The 21,282-nt window shown below is 45.8% G+C and carries 21 protein-coding genes; 11 read left to right on the forward strand and 10 right to left on the reverse strand.

What is annotated here, in order from left to right:
* Positions 1-5: 5 nt before the first annotated feature.
* Positions 6-740: a response regulator transcription factor gene (locus tag LRP49_RS05315; protein WP_274140737.1), complete on the reverse strand. Its 735-nt coding sequence runs from the start codon at positions 738-740 to the stop codon at positions 6-8.
* Between the two features lie 140 nt (positions 741-880).
* Between LRP49_RS05315 and LRP49_RS05320 the strand changes: the two genes are divergently transcribed.
* Positions 881-3,244 (forward strand): DNA polymerase II, encoded by a 2,364-nt coding sequence (locus tag LRP49_RS05320; RefSeq protein ID WP_274140738.1) that lies wholly within the window; start codon positions 881-883, stop codon positions 3,242-3,244.
* A gap of 80 nt (positions 3,245-3,324) precedes the next feature.
* On the opposite strand, the gene LRP49_RS05325 is transcribed toward LRP49_RS05320, so the two are convergent.
* Positions 3,325-3,636: a hypothetical protein gene (locus LRP49_RS05325; protein ID WP_274140739.1), complete on the reverse strand. Its 312-nt coding sequence runs from the start codon at positions 3,634-3,636 to the stop codon at positions 3,325-3,327.
* A gap of 360 nt (positions 3,637-3,996) precedes the next feature.
* Between LRP49_RS05325 and LRP49_RS05330 the strand changes: the two genes are divergently transcribed.
* Positions 3,997-4,272, forward strand: coding sequence for a DUF1289 domain-containing protein (locus tag LRP49_RS05330; protein ID WP_274140740.1), 276 nt, complete (start codon positions 3,997-3,999; stop codon positions 4,270-4,272).
* A gap of 102 nt (positions 4,273-4,374) precedes the next feature.
* Here the strand turns inward: LRP49_RS05330 and rplY are convergent, their stop codons facing one another.
* The 3 genes from rplY to LRP49_RS05345 all read right to left on the reverse strand — a co-directional run bounded on the left by rplY (position 4,375) and on the right by LRP49_RS05345 (position 7,186).
* On the reverse strand, positions 4,375-4,653 hold the full coding sequence (rplY, locus tag LRP49_RS05335; protein ID WP_274140742.1) for a 50S ribosomal protein L25: 279 nt from the start codon (positions 4,651-4,653) through the stop codon (positions 4,375-4,377).
* A 223-nt stretch (positions 4,654-4,876) separates the two neighbouring features.
* Entirely contained in the window at positions 4,877-6,652 is a 1,776-nt protein-coding gene (gene radD, locus LRP49_RS05340; protein ID WP_274140743.1) for a DNA repair helicase RadD, read from the reverse strand.
* A gap of 63 nt (positions 6,653-6,715) precedes the next feature.
* Entirely contained in the window at positions 6,716-7,186 is a 471-nt protein-coding gene (locus LRP49_RS05345) for a GNAT family N-acetyltransferase (protein ID WP_274140745.1), read from the reverse strand.
* A gap of 330 nt (positions 7,187-7,516) precedes the next feature.
* On the opposite strand from LRP49_RS05345, the gene rsuA reads away from it, so the two are divergent.
* The 3 genes from rsuA to LRP49_RS05360 all read left to right on the forward strand — a co-directional run bounded on the left by rsuA (position 7,517) and on the right by LRP49_RS05360 (position 10,372).
* On the forward strand, positions 7,517-8,218 hold the full coding sequence (gene rsuA / locus LRP49_RS05350; protein WP_274141190.1) for a 16S rRNA pseudouridine(516) synthase RsuA: 702 nt from the start codon (positions 7,517-7,519) through the stop codon (positions 8,216-8,218).
* Positions 8,219-8,514: 296 nt separating this feature from the next.
* Positions 8,515-9,714, forward strand: a complete 1,200-nt coding sequence (locus LRP49_RS05355; RefSeq protein WP_274140746.1) for a Bcr/CflA family multidrug efflux MFS transporter — start codon at positions 8,515-8,517, stop codon at positions 9,712-9,714.
* A 4-nt stretch (positions 9,715-9,718) separates the two neighbouring features.
* Positions 9,719-10,372 (forward strand): DUF2913 family protein, encoded by a 654-nt coding sequence (locus tag LRP49_RS05360; protein ID WP_274140748.1) that lies wholly within the window; start codon positions 9,719-9,721, stop codon positions 10,370-10,372.
* A 16-nt stretch (positions 10,373-10,388) separates the two neighbouring features.
* Here the strand turns inward: LRP49_RS05360 and LRP49_RS05365 are convergent, their stop codons facing one another.
* Entirely contained in the window at positions 10,389-11,876 is a 1,488-nt protein-coding gene (locus tag LRP49_RS05365; protein ID WP_274140750.1) for a DUF2867 domain-containing protein, read from the reverse strand.
* Positions 11,877-12,253: 377 nt separating this feature from the next.
* On the opposite strand from LRP49_RS05365, the gene LRP49_RS05370 reads away from it, so the two are divergent.
* From LRP49_RS05370 to LRP49_RS05395, 6 genes are all read left to right on the forward strand, one after another.
* Complete coding sequence (locus tag LRP49_RS05370; RefSeq protein WP_274141191.1) at positions 12,254-12,925, forward strand: ABC transporter ATP-binding protein; 672 nt, start codon at positions 12,254-12,256, stop codon at positions 12,923-12,925.
* Positions 12,906-15,365, forward strand: a complete 2,460-nt coding sequence (locus LRP49_RS05375; protein ID WP_274140752.1) for an ABC transporter permease — start codon at positions 12,906-12,908, stop codon at positions 15,363-15,365. The genes LRP49_RS05370 and LRP49_RS05375 overlap by 20 nt, the downstream gene beginning before the upstream one ends.
* Entirely contained in the window at positions 15,365-16,483 is a 1,119-nt protein-coding gene (locus tag LRP49_RS05380) for a lipocalin-like domain-containing protein (RefSeq protein WP_274140754.1), read from the forward strand. Before LRP49_RS05375 ends, LRP49_RS05380 begins: the two co-directional genes overlap by 1 nt.
* A gap of 212 nt (positions 16,484-16,695) precedes the next feature.
* The gene (locus tag LRP49_RS05385) at positions 16,696-17,568 is read left to right on the forward strand and encodes an aldo/keto reductase (protein ID WP_274140755.1); all 873 of its coding nucleotides are present in this window, start codon (positions 16,696-16,698) and stop codon (positions 17,566-17,568) included.
* Positions 17,569-17,699: 131 nt separating this feature from the next.
* Complete coding sequence (locus LRP49_RS05390; RefSeq protein ID WP_274140757.1) at positions 17,700-18,020, forward strand: hypothetical protein; 321 nt, start codon at positions 17,700-17,702, stop codon at positions 18,018-18,020.
* A gap of 13 nt (positions 18,021-18,033) precedes the next feature.
* Positions 18,034-18,270 (forward strand): putative periplasmic lipoprotein, encoded by a 237-nt coding sequence (locus LRP49_RS05395; RefSeq protein WP_274140759.1) that lies wholly within the window; start codon positions 18,034-18,036, stop codon positions 18,268-18,270.
* Positions 18,271-18,648: 378 nt separating this feature from the next.
* Here LRP49_RS05395 and sodN read toward each other — a convergent pair whose 3' ends face one another.
* From sodN to LRP49_RS05415, 4 genes are all read right to left on the reverse strand, one after another.
* A complete protein-coding gene (sodN, locus tag LRP49_RS05400) occupies positions 18,649-19,149 on the reverse strand; it encodes a superoxide dismutase, Ni (RefSeq protein WP_274140760.1) in 501 nt (166 codons plus the stop codon).
* A 219-nt stretch (positions 19,150-19,368) separates the two neighbouring features.
* A complete protein-coding gene (locus tag LRP49_RS05405; RefSeq protein ID WP_274140762.1) occupies positions 19,369-19,773 on the reverse strand; it encodes a tetratricopeptide repeat-containing protein in 405 nt (134 codons plus the stop codon).
* A 124-nt stretch (positions 19,774-19,897) separates the two neighbouring features.
* Positions 19,898-20,356, reverse strand: a complete 459-nt coding sequence (locus LRP49_RS05410) for a hypothetical protein (protein WP_274140763.1) — start codon at positions 20,354-20,356, stop codon at positions 19,898-19,900.
* A 121-nt stretch (positions 20,357-20,477) separates the two neighbouring features.
* Positions 20,478-21,167, reverse strand: coding sequence for a DUF3334 family protein (locus LRP49_RS05415; protein WP_274140765.1), 690 nt, complete (start codon positions 21,165-21,167; stop codon positions 20,478-20,480).
* Between the last annotated feature and the right edge of the window lie 115 nt (positions 21,168-21,282).

The raw sequence follows: 21,282 nt of genomic DNA on the forward strand, positions 1-21,282 counted from the left end.
TCAGGCTAGCTCTCTGTCTTGCTGTGTTTTGTCACCGAGGTGTTGAATCGATACCCAATACCTCGCTCGGTTTTGATCAGTTTTGGAACCCGTGGGTTGTCTTCGATTTTTCGGCGAAGGCGAACAACCAATACATCAATGGTGCGATCTTGGGAGTCAGAGCCATAGCCGTGTGTTTTTTCCATCAACTGTTCACGGGATAACACTCGCTGGGGAGACATGACGAGGGCTTCTAGCAATGAAAACTCGCCATGCGTCAAGGTGGGCTGATTGCCATTTGATCGCGTGACCGTGCGTTGAGACAGGTTTAGCGTCCAATCATCGAATCGGTATAGCGTTTCGTTGTTGCTGAGAGCTTCGCTGTTGTTGGCGAGTCGATTACTGCGCCTTAAAAGCGCATTAACGCGCGCTGTAAACTCTCTCAGATTGAATGGCTTCAACATGTAATCATCGGCGGCCAATTCCAAACCAATGATGATGTCCGTTTCGTCACCTTTTCCTGTCAGCATCATAATGGGAATAGCACTTTGTGCACGCAAGGCTTTGGCGAGGGTCAGACCGTCTTCGTTGTTTAAGCGTAAGTCGATAATGGCTAAATCTGATGGGCCAGCGGCGAAAAGTTCAGAACTATTGGCGGCTTTTGTGACGCGGTAACCTTGTTGTTGAAGTGCATCGGCGAGAACGTCTCTGATGTCCTTTTCGTCGTCCACTACCACAATATGTGAGACGTGATTGTCCATAACTGCTCCTGAATAACCTTGTAACGAGTTTAGCAAGCTCTGTTCATATCGCTGGCACAAGCATAAAAATCGAGAGGCAGAAAGAAGCGCGACGCAGTTTCGGGTATACTTCTGGGGTAATAATCAGTGCCGAGGCTACATTGCAATATCAAGATGGCTTTCTTATCAGTCGACACAGCCGAGACATTGGCGATCGCACTGAACTTGTCTTTTGGGTTCATACACCATCTGGGCCGGCTAAACTACTGGTACATAATGAAAAGCCGGTCTTCTTCGTTGCACAGGATTCAGCCGATGAAGCACAGCGCGTGCTCCGTTCATCGTCCATCCCATTTACTCAAAAATTGCTCCCGCTAAAAAACTTCGCTTATCAGCCCGTTTCTGCATTTTATTTTGCAACCATTCAGGCCGCCAACCGCGCAGCAAGAGAACTGTTGGTGGAAGGGATTGATGCGTTGGAGTCGGATGTACGATTAGGCGATCGTTATTTGATGGAGCGTTTTATCTGTGGCGGCTTAACGTTTGCCGGAGAGGCAACGGCACGTAAAGGGTATGTTGAGTACCGAAACGTTAAAACGAAGGCATCGGACTACACCACGTCGCTCTCACGTGTTTCGTTGGATATTGAGTGTTCTGAAAAAGGCGTTTTGTATTCCATTGGCTTAGACAGTGACGCGGACAGTCGCGTTATTATGATTGGTGAACAACCAGATAACGCGAAAGACACGCCGTGGATTGAGTGGGTGCCGAATGAGTTGTCTTTGCTAAAAAGCCTGAACCGTTGGTTCGATGAGTTTGACCCTGATGTTGTAGTTGGCTGGAGTGTTGTCGATTTTGACTTTAGGTTACTCGTAAAGCGCGCGGCATTTAATCACATTGATTTGCGCTTAGGGCGAGGTGGCGAAAAAGTTCATTGGCGTGATTCCAGCAATAGTCGCCAAGGGTTCATTACCATTCCTGGTCGCGTGGTCATTGATGGTATTGATGGACTCAAATCGGCGACGTACAGTTTCCGCTCGTGGTCACTCGAATCGGTTTCTCAGAACATGTTTGGTGAAGGTAAGGCTATCGACAATCCCTACGATCGCATGGATTCGATTAACCGTATGTTCCGAGATGACAAAATCGCGCTCGCGACCTACAACCTTCAAGACTGTGTGTTGGTAAATCGCATATTTAAAGAAACGCACCTCATGGAGTACTTAATCCAGAGAAGCCGTTTAACGGGGATTGAACTGGATCGAATTGGCGGGTCGGTTGCAGCGTTTACAAACCTCTACCTACCAAGGCTTCACCGTGGCGGTTTTGTCGCGCCGACGCTTGCCAGCGAAAACTGGATAGCGAGCCCTGGTGGCTACGTGATGGACAGTAAACCAGGACTTTATGAATCCGTGTTGGTACTGGATTTTAAATCGCTTTACCCCTCAATTATCCGTACCTTTCTCATTGATCCGCTGGGGTTGATTGAAGGGCTTCATAGTACCGACGAGTCTGAAACAGTCCCGGGTTTTCGTGGCGGTGTTTTTCATCGCGAAAAGCATTTCCTGCCATCCATGATTGAAAATCTATGGCGGGCGAGGGATGAGGCGAAACGCCTCGGAGAGAAGGCGTTCTCTCAAGCTATCAAAATCATCATGAACTCGTTTTATGGCGTATTGGGTTCATCGGGTTGCCGGTTCTTTGATCATCGGCTCGCGTCCTCTATCACCATGCGTGGCCATGAAATCATGAAAATGACGCGTGAACTGATTGAAGCGCAAGGCTACGAAGTGATATACGGCGACACCGACTCGACGTTTGTTTCTTTAGGTAAGCAATACAGTAATCAGGATGCGGATGAGATAGGTAATGCCTTGGTATCTCATATTAATGCATGGTGGACAAAGCACTTAGCAGACGACTACCAAATTGATTCTGCGTTAGAAATTGAATACGAAACCCACTATCAGAAGTTTTTGATGCCGACAATTCGCGGACAAGATACGGGCAGTAAAAAGCGCTATGCGGGTTTAGTCGACAAAGACGGTGATCGCCGTATTGTCTACAAAGGGTTAGAAACCGTTCGTACCGATTGGACGCCACTCGCACAGGTATTCCAACAAACCCTGTATCAACGGGTTTTTGATGGCGAAGACATTGATGAGTACGTTCGCAATACAGTAGAGAATACGTTACAGGGTAACAACAATGATCAGCTTATCTACCGTAAACGCTTAAGACGTAAGCTGTCTGACTATGAAAAAAACGTCCCTCCTCATGTGAAAGCTGCACGTAAAGCGGATGCCTACAATGAGAAATTAGGGCGTTCACTTCAATATCAGCACGGTGGCTGGATTGAGTACGTGATTACGGTTAACGGACCCGAGCCACTGGAGGCATTGGAAAGCCCTTATGACTATCAGCACTACGTCGATAAACAGCTAAAACCGATTGCTGACGGTATTTTGCCATTTATTGGAAAACGCTTTGACGAACTCTCTATGCCTCAGCTTGGCTTGTTTTAACTGCGCAAGCCAAATGCACCACCATGACCAACAAAAACGCCGACTCAGAGTCGGCGCTTTTACAATGTATGAATGGCGTGTTAGAAAAAGTCGACGCTAGAGACAAAAGGACGTGAAGCGACGACGGGGTCGAAACACACTGCGCCGCGATTTGGGGTGCAGACTTTGAAAATGTCACCACAATCAAAAATGGCGAGAACGACTTCATCTTCAACACCAAAACATGATGGCAACTTTTCACCGACGCGAGCCGTCACTTCTATACCTTCATGTTCCCATTGCAGAGTAGATATGCGCGTGTCAGACACGGGAGCATCAACGTGTTTGGCAATGGCGGTATAGATGGATTCTGCTTGATCCTGAGACTCTGCCGATGGAACGAAAAATGACATAATTCCTCCTAAATTACATTCTTCCCTGAAACCGATTATCTATACCCAAACGACCTGAAGCTATTCATTGGAATCTGAGCTGCTATCTCTTGGTGTATATTCTGATAATCGGCGTATAACCAACAGGTTATTTTGTTAACCTAACAAACTTAGACGCCTAAACGCAATGTTATTTTGATTAACTAGGGGAAATGACCTAGTAAAGAATAGCGATTTTCGTCGAACTAGATGGAAATCCTAGGCGTTTTGAGGTTTTCTCAACATATTGTTATTTAAAGACATTGGCAGACAAAGTTTGCATTTCATCGAAAAAATGGCTTGAATGAAACGTACCGTAACGATCTCCAGACAGGTTAGAGCATGGAACAATTAGACTTTTTTACTGTGCCCAGCCCTTGCATCGGGGTCTGTCAGGCTAACAACAAAGGGTATTGCAAAGGTTGTTTCAGAAGCAGGGAAGAGCGATTCCAATGGAACGACTTTACCAGCGAGCAGCGGCGAAATGTGGTGAGGTTGTGTAAGCAACGTTATCAGAGAATCCTTCGCGCGAAGCTAGCCCAAGACGCATCGCAGCGTAATGAAGAAGAAATTAACCCACAACAATCACTCTTCGATGACGATGACCCCGAGTCATAGCCGTAAAGTGCTGAAGCTAGAAGAGAGGGCTCAAGCACACCACGAATTGCAGATACAAAAAAAGCACCCAGAGGGTGCTTTTTATTTCAAGCTCAAACGCAATTAGATGCGGATGAAGTCCATGTGTTGAACTTTTGGCTTGAATGGGTGACGTTGGATGTCTTGAGGCTTAACCTTAACTTCCGCGCCGTCGATTACTAGAGTAATCGCTTCGTAGAATTCTGGCTTGTCCATTTGGTTGATTACTGCTTTCTGATCCAGAGCGATTGCAACTGGAGCTGCTTCACCACCGTAAACAACTGCTGGGAATTGCTCAGCGTGACGCAGGCGGCGGCTCGCACCTTTACCCTGCTCAGTACGTACTACTGCTTCGAATTTCATAATAAATACTCTTAATAGAGAGTGGAAAATAAACACCTAGATTTGCGACCAAACTAAGTGCCAAGTAAATCGAGCGCGGATATTAACACCCGACCTAGTGTATAACAAGTGAAAATGCGACGTTACATGGATTCTTGCGCCTGTTTGTCGTCTTTCTAGACAAAGTGAGGGTGATTGAATCAATGTGCTCTATTTTCAAACGTCTAAGCGCGCTTATCATGGTTTACGCAACTCGGGTCAACATGTCGTTGACGTCTTGCTGTGATGCAAACTGTGTGAGATCGAAAATCTTATCTCTGATCGCCCAAAATCGTCCGTTCTTTCTTGCAACGACAAAGTCGGGAAACCGAAGTCGATGCTCGGCACGTTCCACTTTTGAGGGCGCAGTATCGGTGAAAGGGCGATGACGATCAATCAAATGTGGATTGATAAATTTGGCCAGAAATTCTTGCTTTTGTCGTTTGGTAGAAAGTGGCCATACTTCATGGATCTCTGCGCCATCATGACCTACGTAGGTTACTTTAAGCTGAGGCTTATCAAATTTGTTTTTCCCTGCCTCCAAACGCATGTCTGCACACGCCATAATAAGTGCATCTTTTAGCTTTAATGCATCACGGAGTTTCTTGTCCGGATCAACCAGTGCATGGTCACATTGGTGGCAGCGTCTGGCGGCAATGTCATTGTCAGCACCGCATTCGCTGCAAAATTTTGCACGGAAGCGATACCCGCAAATCTCTCTTTCCCCGTCATCGTCTTCAAAGAAGCCTTGGCAGCGTCGCCCATAGTGCTCGATTAAGAATCCGTTAGTGTCTAATTTGCCCCAGAAATTGTTGTTAAAGCCACAGGCTGGGCAGGGCACTGTCACGATTTCGCTGTTACTGTCAGGCTTGGGATCGCCGATCTCCGGTTGGTAAAGGTCATAGACATTTCCTGCGTAGTCCAGAATTAGGCAATCCTCTTTCCCTGGAGACAGTCGCAACCCTCGGCCTGCGATTTGCTGATAAAGGCTTACGGATTCGGTCGGGCGAAGTATGGCAATAAGGTCGACGTGTGGGGCATCGAAGCCAGTTGTTAAAACGGACACGTTAACCAGATACTTTAACTCTCTGCGTTTGAATCGCTGAATAATGCTGTCACGCTCATCCTGAGCAGTATCGCCAATGACTAATGCTGATTCACCTTCTGGCAGCAAGGTCAGGATTTCTTGCGCGTGCTTCACGGTCGCGGCAAAGATCATCACACCGTGTCGCTCTTTGGCGTAATCAAGCACCTGAGTGACAATCTGAGGCGTCGCGCGAGGCGCATTTTCGATGACTCTGTCGAGGTCCGCTTCTTTATAAAAGCCAGTAGGCGACGCTTTCAGGCTCGAAAAATCATAACTGAGCACGGGAGCATCAAGGACTTTTGCTTCGGTGAGAAACCCTTCGTCTAGTAGAAATCGAATGGGTAATTCGAAAATACAGTCTTTGAAAAAGCGCGGTTTTTCACTGCGAACACGACCAGCGGTATGAAACTGATAAATCCATCCCATTCCTAACCGATAAGGTGTGGCTGTCAGGCCAAGCACTTTAATGCCAGAATTCACCGCTTGCAGGTGCGAGATGACTTTACGGTAGCTACTGTCTTCGTTGTCGGGAACGCGATGGCATTCATCAATAACCAGCAGCGAAAACTGATCTTTAAATGCCTCTAAGTTACGCACGACAGATTGTACTGAGGCAAAAACAACTTTGTCTGAGCTTTCTTTTCTACCCAGTCCAGCCGAAAAAATGCCACCTTTGAGGCCATAGCCTTCGTATTTTTCATGGTTCTGCTCTACGAGTTCTTTTACATGTGCAAGAACCAAAACGCGACCACGAGCAAGCTTTGCCAGTTCGGCAATAACAAGGCTTTTTCCTGCGCCTGTCGGTAAAACAGCGACAGCAGGAGAGGTGTTTTTTCTAAAGTAATGAACAACGGCTTTGACCGCGTCAGATTGGTAAGGGCGAAGGGTATACATGAAAACTAAAAGGCAGCCGTATTAGGCTGCCCAGTTTAACGAGGTGATTGACTAAAGGCCAGATTATCGCATCAAACGTTTGGACATGATGCAGTGCTGTCGGCGAGGCATGTAGTCGAACTGTTCATAGAATTCGCGCGCGCCACTGTTACCGATATTGACCTCTAATATCACGGCATGACATTCCTTTTGCAGCGCGTGCGCTTCAATATTCGGCAGTACATGAGAGCCGACACCTTGTCGACGCCATTCGGGCGTTAGGTAGATTTGGTCGATAACGGCAATCTGTCCACCAAGATCGACGCTGAAACTGTAGCAGAGCACGACAAATCCAATGATTTCACTCTCCTCATCGTCGTGGTCGACGGACACTAAGAATACATCACCGTGGCTAGGGTTAGAGATCAGGAAGTTGAATGCAGTGGTGACATGCTCAACGTCAAATGACAGCGCTTCATAATCATGTAGCTGTTTTGACAGGTCCAACAGGCGCGACATAGAGTCCACAGACGGCGATAACAGCGAAATATTCATAAATGCTTACCTGATCAATAGGTTATGTGACTAGAGATTATAAACTCGATTGTACAAACTACCAAAGTAACTCACTAGACTAATGTCAGATTTTAGAGTGTAACAAAAATGTTAAGTTCCCTGCTTATAAGTTTTGAACATAGCGAAGTGAAGTGCAATTTTGGATGATAGATAATAAGACCAATTAAGCAGTGTATTGCGTTCATGCTAAGAGGCTTCTGCTTAAAAACTTGCTACCAACAAGATAGAAATGTTGGCTCAGAGCCTGCCGGACCGGATGTTTTCGTTATATACTGCGCCGCTAAATTGCCTCCTGGATAACAATCAATGATTAGGCTAGATAAATTTCTGTGTGACACCGTCGGTGTGACACGTAAGCAAGCAACGTATTTGCTGAAAGAAAAGCGTGTAACTGTTGAAGGCGAAATCGTAAAAAGCGGTGCGCTTAAAATTGCAGAAGATGCGAACGTTGAATTTGATGGCATGGCACTTCGCTTGTCTGGCCCGCGTTATTACATGATGAACAAACCGGAAGGTTATGTTTGTTCACATGAAGATGCGCATAACCCAACCGTTTTTATCCTTTTCGATGAAGTCGGTGCTGAGAAATTGCACATTGCAGGACGTTTAGACTGCGATACAACGGGTTTGTTGCTTTTGACTGACGACGGTCAATGGTCGCATCGCGTGACTTCGCCAAAACATAAGTGCGATAAAACGTACCGTGTTTGGTTGGAAGATGCAGTGTCGGACGAAACGGCTGATCTATTTGCTGAAGGCGTTCAGCTTCGTGGAGAGAAGGCTGAAACCTTGCCTGCTCAAATGGAGAAAGTTGACGAGAAAGAAGTGCTGCTGACAATCCACGAAGGCAAATACCACCAAGTTAAGCGTATGTTCGCTTCGGTCGGTAATAAAGTCGTGGGCTTGCACCGTGAATCTGTAGGCGAACTGGTACTTGATGAAGCTTTGGAGCCAGGAGAATATCGTTCACTGACTGAAGACGAAATCGCACTGTTCATGCCGAAAAAGTAATTTCACACGCGGCGTAATGCCTTTGGAAGAAAAAGCACTGTTCGTTAGCAGTGCTTTTTTATGTCCTTGTAATCAAGAGTTAAGTTGTTTTGACCCGTAAAGATTTACTCTGAGATGGTCGCTTTTAAGTGGAATTTCCATCTAACAATCTTAGGGTTAGCAGCATTAGTTTTCGCTTCCAACTAGAAAGTCATTATTTCCTCAATGGAATTAATCTAAGTGTTATTATGTGACTTCTGACCCGTTTCGTACGGCAAGAATAACTTCTTACTTCACCTTTTCTTATCAAGGCGTCCATGACAACGAATGCTACTAATCCGCCAGCACAACAGCTGACATTTTTACTGATCCTTGTGCTCGGTGCTATTTCCGCATTGACGCCGCTTGCTATCGACATGTATCTGCCTGCAATGCCTGAAATTGCGCGCGATTTGGCGGCGACTCCGGGTCAGGTTCAGACAACGTTAGCTGCCTATACCGCGGGATTCGCAATTGGTCAGTTGATACATGGCCCAATTTCAGACAGCTATGGTCGTCGACCTGTGCTTATTGTCGGCACTGTTTTGTTCTTAATTGGTGCCGTTGTTAGCGCATTGGCAGCAGACATTGATACCTTGACCTATGTTCGTGCGGCTCAAGGTTTTTGCGGTGCTGCGGCGGCCGTTGTCATTCAGGCCTTGGTTCGCGATATGTTTGATCGTGAAGATTTTGCGCGCACCATGTCTTTCATTACGCTTGTTATGACGGTTGCACCGTTAGCGGCACCAATGATTGGTGGTTACTTGGCGGTGTGGTTTGGTTGGCGTTCGATCTTTTGGTTGTTGGCCGGTTTTGCGGTGTTGGTCATCGTACTTATTTTTACGTTGATCCCTGAAACGCTGCCCGCTGAGCGACGCCCGCCATTGCGAATAGGCGCGACGCTGCGAAACTACCTAAAAATTCTTCGCACACGAAAATCCGTTGGGTATATCTTTGCATCAGGTTTTTCGTTTGCTGGTATGTTCTCGTTTTTAACGGCGGGTTCGTTTGTTTATATCGACTATTATGGCGTGAGTGTTCAAAACTTCGGTTACCTCTTTGGTTTGAACGTTGTGTGCCTGATATTCATGACGTCTTTTAATGGTAAGTTTGTTCGCAAGCTTGGCAGTGAAAAAATGCTCAAAATCGGCCTGACTATCCAATTGCTTGCGGGTATCGCACTGATTGTAGGCCAGGTGCTTGAACTTGGTTTGTGGGGTACCGTGATTCCGGTTGTGTTCTTTGTGGGTACAATCTCTATCGTGGGCAGTAACTCAATGGCTTGTGTACTAAGTAGCTACCCAGAACTCGCGGGAACGGCGTCATCGTTAGCAGGCACCATGCGATTTGGGACAGGCACAGTAGTTGGTGGTATAGTCGCGTCGATTCCGGTTCAATCAGCATGGCCTATGACAGGTGCCATGGCTGTATGTGCAATTCTATCCGCCCTGTTTTATTGGGGTTTAGCGAAAAAATAAAAACATGAGTTACATTTTAGATATTAAATCACTGGTTGATTCTGCATTGGCAGAATTGGACGAGATGAAAGCGGCTGGCAAGGTACAAAATAACCCTGTTAGTGAAGAATCTTTTTTGTGCCGCTGGGTTGCGCAAGCAATGAAAAAGCAGCGTTTTGGCAATTCGGTTGCTAAAGAGATGACTGGCTGGGTGCAGCAGGGTCGTAGCCATGGTAAGAACGCGAACTTGAAAGGTCAAATGCAACATATTGCTAAGGCGTATCACACCGTGTTCCCTGAAGGTGACGAGCATGCCCCAATCACTCGAGCGCACTTTGATGCGTTGGTTGAGACGTTAGCTGCTGAAGATTGGATGATCCACACGGAATATGAAATCAATCGTAAGGTACGTGTTATCTCTGATGGTCAGCATTCTTTTGCGGTTTGCAGCAGTGCGATTGCTAAAAGCTTCAATGAGCAAGGTGAGCTTGTTAAGCCGCTAAGCCTTTATGTGCGTGGCCCTGAGCCTTGGTTTTTGGATGCCGTACTCGAGAAAGGTATGTTACTGACAAAAGTCACTGACTATAAATCTATCGTGAAGTATCACGGTGAATACGTGTTATGGCCGAGCAACAAAGCCGACAGGCTGGCGATTTTGCCACCGAGCCTGAAACCGTAAGCTGACATAACAATGTCTATTGGCGGGGCGATGGAGTAATTTCTGTCGCCCCGCTTTTTTTTGCTAACGCGATAGCCATACCTTTAAAAATGAACAGATGGGCTGGCATCATTGCAAACCAATAGAGTAACCCTCTGAAACCGGCAGGGTGCCACCAGGCGCGAATATCTAAGGTACGGTGCGTGCCATGGTCGATAATCGTAAACTCAAGTCGACCGAGTCCTGGTGCCTTCATTCCAAACAACAGGGATAAGTGTTTGAGTGGCTCACACTGAATGACTTTCCAACTGTCTATGAAGTCGCCGACACCTAGGTTGTCACCTGACGGATGTTGCTTAACTAGCGCGTTGCCACCAAACAAGGCATCAATGTATCCGCGCAGTACCCATAGCCAATCGCCAAAAAAGTAACCTTCATCTCCACCGACTTTCTGAATGTTTTTCCATAGCTGTTCCGCAGTAGCATCGGTATCAACACTGAATCCTGCTTGTTTTGGGTAGTATCCGTATCCTTTATGCCAGCGGGAAATTGCATCCGGGTCATATCCCCAAATTTCATTTTTAACGACATCACTTTCTGAAGACAAGGCCGTTTCCACAGCGGCTTCAAAGTGAATAGCAGGCAAGGGAAGTAAGGTAGACACATCGGTCGTATCAGACACCAAGTTGTGGCTAAGGCCTTCAATGAGTGCAGCGGCGATAGGGGTTGGTACGGAGGTAGCAATCGATAGACAAGAGGCTGCCATTTTTGGGGTTAGGAAAGGCACTTTAATGATCAAAATACGCTTGTTGATCATGCGAGCAAGTCGTTGCATTTGTTGCTCGTAACTAATGACTTCAGGGCCTTTCATTTCTAATACGAGGGAACCATCGAGTGACAACGTCACCATTTGACCTAAATAACGAATCACTGTTTCAAGGGCTATTGGGCTGGATTGGGAGGTAAGCCATATGGGGGCTATCACAGCGGGGAGATGACTGACTACATCTCGCATCACTTCAAAAGCGGCAGATCCCGTTCCGATGATAATGCCGGCTCGAAGCTCTATGATTTGCACATTGCTTTCTCGAAGGATGTTACCCGTTGCTTTACGCGCACTCAGGTGGGGGGATGATTTGCCTTCTGGTTGCGTTGCACCGAGGTAAATAACCCTTTTGACATGGCTTAGCGAAAGGGCATTAGACACGTTGCGCGCGATGGCTAGTTCATAGTCGTAAAACGCAGAGCCTGATGCCATGCCATGAACGAGGTAATAAACGATATCAATATTGTGTAAAAGCTCTGAAAGCGCAGCCGCACACTCTCCATCTAGGTCTAAATGGTGTAGCGACACATTTGGATGACGATGCCAGACTTGTTTTGACAGTTGAGACAGGTTTCTGCTGGTGGCTTTTACATGATGACCTGCACGTAACAACGCTGGAACGAGATTGCTACCGACGTAACCATTCGCTCCTATGACGAGAATACGAGACGCTGAAACTGGATCCTGGCTGATATTCATCTCTTACCTTCAATGGTGAGGTGTATGACAATCACTTTTAAATCTTATCTAGATTGCAAGGCAGGTGCAGGAGAAAGCGTAAATTATGTGACACTTCGGTGTGCTTCGTCCGTATTGTTTAAAGTGGCAAACGGAATAAAGCACTTGTGCTGTCACATCATTGAAATAAAGGGGATTGTTTTAACGAGAGATCCCGTTAAGCCGTGCGTGTTAGTATTTGTATGATGAATTAGTCAATTTCACCGTCTGTCATTTACGGTCAATTTGAGGACTTGCTTCAAATCTCTTTCTTGACAGCAAATATTGCGGTAAATTGCTTCACCATTCCTTTGTGTCGAACTGCGTAACCAAAGGAATTTATTCATAAAGGGGATATGATGTTAGAGCTGGTGGGTCTTTGCAAAGGGTATCTTGATGGTGGTGAATTTCACCCTGTATTGCAAGGTGCTGAATTGTCTCTGACTAAGCACGACCAAATGGCTCTAATGGGCGAGAGTGGGTCAGGGAAAAGCACCTTGCTTAACCTGATTGGTGGATTGGATAACCCCGACTCGGGCGAAGTATGGCTAGATAAAACACCGCTTCATGAACTGTCCGAGCGCGAACGTACCCGTTATCGCCGACACAACATTGGAATGATCTTCCAACAATTCAACTTGCTTCCAACCTTAACAATCGCCGATAACATCCGATTTTGTCGACAGCTCAAAGGGCTTCATGAAGATGACAGCTTGTGGCGACAAATACTCTCGGCATTGGACTTAATGCCCCTTTTAGGCCGATACCCTGAAGAAGTCTCTGGTGGTCAACAGCAACGCGCGGCAATTGCGCGCGCTTTGTATATGGAGCCGAAAATCCTGCTTGCCGATGAGCCAACGGGGAGCCTAGATGAACGCAATGCTGAAGCGGTTATGCGTTTATTGACCTCACTGACAAAGTCTCTCGACTGCGCACTACTTATTGTTACTCATAGTGAAAAAGTGGCTGATCACCTAGGAAATAGAGTGACTTTACAAGGGGGCGTCCTCAATGTACGTGCCCGTAGCTAGAGCCCTTTTCGGACACTACCGACGACATCCGTTTCAAGTGTTGTTGGTATGGCTTGGGTTAACGCTCGGTGTTGCACTGCTGGTTGGTGTAATGTCCATCAACCAGCATGCGAAAGACAGCTACGAAAAAGGGGCGAATTTATTTACCAATCCTTTCCCTTATGTCGTACAGCACCAAGAGCGTGGTAAACGTATTCCTGAATCGCAGTATATTTCTCTGCGTCGTCACGGATTTTCACAATGCGTGCCGATTGATTATCTTCGAACGCAAACTGCCGATGGCAAAGATATTCAGTTAATGGGTGTCGATACGGTTGCCATGTATTCGTTTAATCGTGCCAACCCTGATGCGATTAAAAATCAACAACCCTTGTCCCTTGGCTACAACTCTCTATGGGTAAGCACAGAGCTTGCTAATCACTTCGGTTGGAAAGAAGGTCAACATATCACCCTTAAAAACGGGGAAAAGATCGGGCCGATTGCATTGATGGAAGCGCGTCATATCGGAGCCGGAACACGTATATTTGGCGATATTTCGGTCATTCGTAATTTGTCCGATCATGACGGTTTCCGGCAAGTATATTGTGGCGAGATGACAAAGGTTGAAAGGGATGCGTTGCGGGCGTTTGTCCACCCGACAGCCATACTTACTCGTACAGAATCTGCGCAACTTGGCCCGCTGACTCATGCCTTTCATTTGAACCTCTTTGCTATGGGGCTGCTGGCTTTCGTTGTTGGCCTGTTTATCTTCTACCAAGCCATATCCTTGTCGATGGCACAGCGACAACCGCTCGTTGGGACGATGCGAGAATTGGGCGTTGGGCGCAAGTCTCTGGCTCTCGTTATTTCATTGGAAATGCTGATTTGGTTATTCCTGGGTTTGGTAGGCGGTAACATCGCAGGCCTGACGCTCGCTCAAAAACTTATGCCAACGGTGGCGACAACACTGAGTGACCTTTACGGGGCCAATATCGACCTTACGCTGCATTGGCAGTGGGAGTGGGGGTTCTACAGCTTCTTGCTTGGCGTATGCGGTTTTATTCTCGCTTCTGGCTGGCCGCTATATCGCCTGCTTACAACGCCACCGGCCCACCTTTCCAAGCGCATGTCTTTGGTGCGATTCTCTGGGAAAGAGTTTAAATGGCAGGCAGGTATCGCAGTATTTCTCAGTATTGTCGCCTTGTTCGTTTACGCAGCACCACAGAGTCAGGCTCAGGGGTTCACACTCATTGCGTTGATTCTGATCAGTGGTGGTCTGCTGCTGCCGTATTTTATGTGGAAGACGTTTCTGCTGATTTCAGACAAGGTAAACGTCGCACGTCTGCGTTGGTTAATGTCGGATGCATCTGCGAGCCTGAGTTATCGTGGTATCGCAGCCATGGCGTTTATGATGGCTATTGCGACCAATATTGGCATGGAAACCATGGTAGGGAGTTTCCGAAATACCACCGAGAATTGGCTTCAACAGCGCCTCGCAGCTGACATTTACATTCGTCCGGATAAAAGCATTGTCACGCCGCTTTCCGATTGGCTTAAAGCGCAGCCTGACGTTGAACAAAACCTCATTCAATGGCGGCATGAAATTGATTCGTTGCGTGGTGTTGTCGAGATTCAAACCATAGGCACCACGAAAGAAGAACGTGAAGCTCTCGCCCTCAAAGTTACTGTACCTGACTATTGGAATGCATTGCACCAACAGCAATCCTTGTTAGTGAGTGAATCGTTAGCTCTGGAATTTGATGTGGAAACGGGCGATACGATTCAATTGCCACCACCGTTTGCCGATGAATGGACAGTGTCAGGTGTGTATTTTGACTATGGTAACCCTCATGGGCAGGTGATCATTTCTAATCGCTCTGCACTGATTCCTTGGGTAGAGGATCAAGGCAGGGTCGGCGTTGCGGCAAAGTTGAAAGATGGGGCTGATAGCGAAACTCTTGTGAACAAGCTGAAGCAAGAGTTTGGTTTGGTAGATTCTCAGATCAGTAATCAGCGCGATATCTTATCGATGGCTATGCGTATATTCGACCGTACTTTCTTGGTGACGGACACGCTTTGCACACTGACACTCATCATCGCAATTTGTGGTTTATTCTTCTCCACTTTAGCCACTGAACTCTCCCGACAGCGCCAGTATGCGTTATTACGATATATGGGGATTTCAGGACGTGAGCTCGCATTTGTCGGCGGTGGCCAATTGATGTTGATCGGCTTGTTCTCTGCGCTTTTTGCCTTGCCACTCGGCCTGATCATCGCCGAAGTCCTCGTCAATATAGTGCTTAAATACTCTTTCGGTTGGACCATGACTGTGTCTTATTTCCCCTTCAGTTATTTCGTCACGTTAGGCGGTGCTCTCGCGTCTCTGCTGATTGCCGGGTGTTGGCCAGTTTGGCGATTGATTAAGCGGTCGGCCATTTTGTCGTTGAGGGATGCACAGTAATGTCGAGAAGAGATCCACGCCAAGGGCCCATGCTTCGAATTATTGGGTGGAGCACGGCAATCTTTCTGTGCGTAATCGCATTCTTTGGTTCTGTATTGTTTAAGAGCTCGCCACCTGAGCGCGGAGCGGTGGAAATGCTACTCGCTAACAACGAGAAAGGTTTCGCAAACGTTGAGCCTGGCTATGCAATAACATTTCCAAAAGACTATGGCGTACACGAAGAGTTCCGCCAAGAGTGGTGGTATGTCACCGCCAATCTGAGCGACAAGGACGGGAATAAATACGGTATTCAGTGGACGGTGTTTCGCAGTGCAGTTTCACCAGAAAAAGGTGAGCAATGGGACAATCAACAGATTTATATGGCGCATGCCGTACTAACGACATCAGAACAGATGTATAGCTCAGAGCGATTCTCTCGCGGCGGGATTGGACAAGCTGGCGTTTCTTCTCAACCATTTTCAGTGTGGCTTGATGATTGGGAATGGACCTCAGCATCGAAAGAAGTATTTCCCTCGATTCTTGTCGCAGGAGAAAACACCTTTAGTTTTTATTTGAACATGAAGCGGACACAAAGCGAAGTTCTTCAAGGTGTCGACGGCTATAGCAAAAAGCATGCAAAGGACAATGTCGCATCTTATTACTTTAGTGTGCCAGCGGTTGATATTGCTGGAACGATTATGATTGAAGGTGAATCAGTAGATGTGACCGGTAAGGGCTGGATTGATCGTGAGTGGAGCACAAAGGCCCTGAGTGATGACCAAAAAGGCTGGGATTGGTTTGCTTTACAATTCGAAGATGGTGATTCGTTGGTGATGGTACAGGTACGCAGCGAAAATGGACCCTATCGATTTGGTTCATTAACAAATGCCGAAGGGGAAACAGTTATCTTACAACCTGAAGAAATCGAAATGATGCCACAGACATTCACCAAAGTGTCTTCAGGTCGCTACGTGCCAACGGAATGGCAATTGAAACTACCCAAGCATGGTATAGATATCACGACATCACCGTTAAATGAACAAAACTGGTTGTCATTTGCCTTCCCGTATTGGGAAGGGCCTATAGAGATAACAGGTTCAAAACAAGGCGTTGGCTTTATGGAAGTGACGGGTTACTAGACGGCTTTTGTTGATGACTGGACAAAGAAAGGGCGCATTGGCGTCCTTTTTTTATTCATATCTGAGAATGCGTGTTTCTCGGCTGAAATTGAGGGATTTGGGTTTGAGTATTCATTGAGCATTATACCGACTATGTCTATGGTTAATTATGGAGATAACAAAATAATAACATTCGCACCATTCACTTAGATTGACACACTGAGGTGTTTTTTATGTTCCCCGTTATTCTAGGCACAGCGAAATTTGGAACGTTCAATGATCGAGAGCAGAGCTATTCAGTATTAGACCGGTTTATAGAACTTGGCGGAGAGCGTCTCGATACTGCAAATAATTATGCATGTTGGCACCCTGATGGAGAAGGCGGAGAAAGTGAAACGTTGCTGGGAGAGTGGTTGAAAACCAAGCAGCGAGAGAGTCTGCATATTATCACCAAGATAGGTGCCAGATCCGTAGATGGCTTTACCTACGATAGATTAGATGGATTGTCGCGAAACAACATACGTCAGTCGGTTGACGATTGTCTAAATCGATTACAAACCCACTACATCGATACGCTATATGCACATGTTGATGACCCAAACACGCCGCTGCTTGAAACATGGAAGGAAATGAGTGCCCTTGTAGAAGAAGGTACCGTGAAGCACTTGGGCATCTCTAATTACACCGAAGCGAGAATGCTTGAGCTTGTTGACGTGATTCAAGAGCATGGATTGGTTCCGTTTGACCAAGCCCAATATCGCTACTCACTTATTACACCAAACTCTGATGCAGACTTTGGTCCTCAAATCGTCATGAATGAACATTTATTTGGTGCGTTGAAAGGTTTGCCATTTAAACCGGAAGTGATCGGCTATAGCCCACTGATGGATGGCTGCTTTGAGCACTCACCGGATGAACTCCCAGAAGCCTATGACAATCTGATCAATTGCATCGTGATGGAAGATTTGCAGTCAGAAGCTAAAGAGCTTGGTGTATCCACATCTGCGTTGGTTTTGAAGCGAATTTCTGACTACGGAATCACGCCGATAACTGCAACGTCGACACCAGATTTGCTAAATAGCAATTTAAAGCCATTTTTTTCGTGACCTAACGGTATTCTTGTGTGGTATCTGAACTGTATGAAACAGTTTGAAATGTCTTAGTCTAAGAGGGATGCATATGCTACCGTATAGCAATGCTGAAGCTGACTTTAGTGATGAGAAAACAGGTACCTACCATGAAAGCACTACTTCCTCTTCTTACCGCGATTTTGGTCGTGGGATGTTCTTCGCCAAAAGATTCGGTTGATGAACGTATTGATACCTCAATAAAACTTTGTCACAGTGATAGTACGAAAGCTTTTTCATATACTGGTGATGGCCTTCGAGTAATGTGTCATAACGGCAGTTCGTACGTTATTCGCGGCGATGTTACCGTGGACAATATCGTAGAAATGGATCGTGTCTACTGCTCCAGTACGGGCATTCGAGATTTTCAGTCTAGCGATGACGGTGAAATTTTACTGTCTTGCAACGATGGCTCAAATTACGTTTTATAAAGAGATAGAATAAATGAAAAAAATACTCGCGATGGCAACGACAGTTCTTGTATTAGGAGGATGTTCCTCGATTGAAACTGCCGAGTCGATGCCAAACCCAGATCAGCGTGTTGTAGATAGCCGTCTAAATATCTCTAGCGATTTGAATGCGACTTATTGCGAAGGGAAGGGCTTCGAGAAGTTCATGGAGCGCGATAAATATTACACGTTCACCTGCAAGGACGGTTCTTTCTTCAATATTGCGAAGTAGCCGTTTTGGTTCGGAAAGCGCGTTGGCAGAGACCTGCTGACGCGCTTTTTTATGGTTCTATTTTAGATAACCTGATTTTAAGCGAGGACGTCGGACTATATATATCACCCGAAACAAAGGGGTATTGAGGGGCAAGGTTCCTATTTGTTCAGTCGAAATGCTGCATGCGTTCTCACCCCTAAAGGTTATCCCTTTTCCCCAAGAGAATTGCACGAGTCTTTTTATCATCCAACCTAAATGGGGATGTTTAAAAAGATATATTGGTGACTGGTGCTTCGGCCACCATTTAGGCTCTCTAAATGCCAATACATAGTCTTGATGATTGACAGTAGGAGACATTGAATCTCCTGTGATTCGCATTACTTTGATCGCAAACATTTAGGGCTTGAGGTCAGGATACACAGTTGGCAGTGAGGGGAGATAGGGACAGTCTGCCGTATAGACAGCCACACCTTTTGTTGTCCAGAAGATCTCAGCGAAACGGTTTATCTTGTTAAGTAATGCAAGTGCATCGTCTCGGTTGAGTTCTTGTTTTGCACGTGAAGCCAACAACATAATTTCATGGGCAAGTGCATGAATCTCAGGGAACTCTTCAAATTGAGGTTGCTTAAAGTAATCTCCCCAAATGACACAGATTTCCTCCTTCACTTTTTTCCCGTGAACGTCTTTTTGCTCAACTAAACGACAGAGTGTTGCGTGTTGGTTGACGCTCAGGTTGCCTTTGGGTAAATCCTCAATTAAATCTATCATTCTGATAATTGTTAGTGCTGCAATTTGGGCATGAATAGGATCATAAATCTTACAAGGGATATCACAATGTGCAGATACGGTTGAAAGTTTGATATGTTGGTCAATATGACTCATTAGTGCGTGCAGCATACTATTTATCTCCTAAGTTTGTTTTTCTATCGAGGTAAATGATGGCCAATACGATAATAATGACTCCAATTACCAGTGGGGTAATCCAAAGAAGATGAATAAAGCCTGATAGCTAATGGTGATGGTCGTGACCGTCATGAGAAAGAGAAATAGAACTGTAGCTAGTGAGTAGCAGGAGTATGAAGGTTCGAATATCCATATGTTCGCTCCCAATATATATTAGGCTGACGCTTCCAATATGCTTTTTTCAAACACGTATAATTCGTTGAGGCCCATTTGGTACGCTTTTAATAGCTCAACAAAAAATGACTGTTCAGGTGGTGTTTTGTTTAAATACGTTTCAATAACTTCTAACGGCGATTCCAGGTGAAATCGGGCGAGTAGATGTTGGCGATCAACGCGATAAACTGCAGAGAGATTGTGATGGCAGGCCAGCCAACCGAAAAGTTTATCTTTTTCACGGAACACGTTGTTTTGCTGGTTATTTAAAATCGTCAATGCATCAAAATAGCTATCTTCCGCTTCGTTTAGATCGCTCAACGCGAAAAACTGGTTTCCCGTTCTTATGAGGTGTTGCCAATCATCCATCATAGAGATATGTCCATAAACGATAATACATATCATTTTCGTTCGCATTTTTAAAAAGTAAAGAGGATTTTTTCCCGAACTTGTGAGTCGAACGTTTTACGTGTGTGATGTTTTAGTATTGAGACGACGATTTGAGGCGAAGAGTAAAGATGGAAGGATTTCAGACGTTAGTCGTCCTCTGTATATTCATATCTGATTGGGCGAGCATAAAGGTAATATGAAGCTCGACGAGCGTTTCACTTTCTCTTCGCCAAGCATCTGTTCCTTGCTCTTGGCAAAACTCCATCATTGCAACAATGATATGATCGAGTTTTTTTATACTCCAGCGTCGTACGTCTAAGTCTGATGTGGGCTCGCTAGCAAGTTGTTGTAACTTTGCATAACTAAAGTGCAAATAGCTATATGCATTGTCGATATTTTGCAGCTGTTTTTCGTGGCGGTATAACATCAAACAACCATCAAAAAAGTATGCTAATGAATCACTTTTTTCATCTGACACAGGTGAAAGGAATAAGTCTCCGGGAGGGGCAGTGATTAGCTTCTTTAACGCAGGATACTGCCTGTTCTCGTCGCGATACCACGCTTCAATGTTACTTAGCCAGTCCACTAAATGATGCATCAACCACTCCTAAACTATGGGGAAAGAACATCGTTAGATGCGGGTATTTAACTACGTAGAGTTTGAATACGTTTAGTTGAAAGCGGCTCTGACTATTCAGAAAGAGCCGTTTGCTATCGGTTCAGATCCCTAGATCATCCGTTAAAGATGTTGACTCATTAATGGATGACTTGTTCGCGGACTTTTTATCTTTGCCTTCGAGTTGTTTCGCGATTTCAGTTTCAAGAATCGAATCTGGGTTAACTTCATCGCCTTCTTCAAACTCTTCGAGCTGTATGAATTCGGTACGCTCCATGGACAACTCAAGATAAAAGATGTTGTTGTCTTCTGTGCTGAAACTGACGCGTCTAGCTTGAGGTCTCTCAATGTTGCTATCGACAGTGACATTGATGTTCTTGTTAATCGCCATCATTTTTGGCTGGTTTTGCGTGATATTCGTGTGTAGCGAGCGTCTCACTTTGCCTGTGAAGTCACCGACTATCTGGTTCATGAGTTCGCCAAGCACATCAGCAACTTCGTCGGATGTATGCAAGGTAGCGAGTTCTTCTTGTGGTATACCCATGTGTGACATGTATTTTTGGTAGACCTCAAGTGCCGCTTTTGCTTCAAAATTGATGACAACCAAACCCGAAAAGCCGCCATCAAATAACACAAAACAACCAAAATCAGGTTTTAGGCTCGTTTTGCTGATTTTTTGCACCATCGCAGAATGGTGAATGGGTGTGTCGGTTGCTTTTGTCAGGACGGCTGTTACTGATTGGCAAAGTTTAAGCAAAATGTCTTCGGACGTGATGATCTTTGTCTTTCTCATAGTTCTTCCACTTGTCTTTGTTATTAGCGCATCTGTATAAGTGTGGCACTAAATCTGAAACGTTGCCGAAATATGCCGATAAAGAGAAAAGAGAAGGGGAATAGACCTGATAAGA

This window comes from Enterovibrio qingdaonensis (assembly GCF_028683135.1).
GTDB classification, from domain to species: Bacteria; Pseudomonadota; Gammaproteobacteria; order Enterobacterales; family Vibrionaceae; genus Enterovibrio; species Enterovibrio qingdaonensis.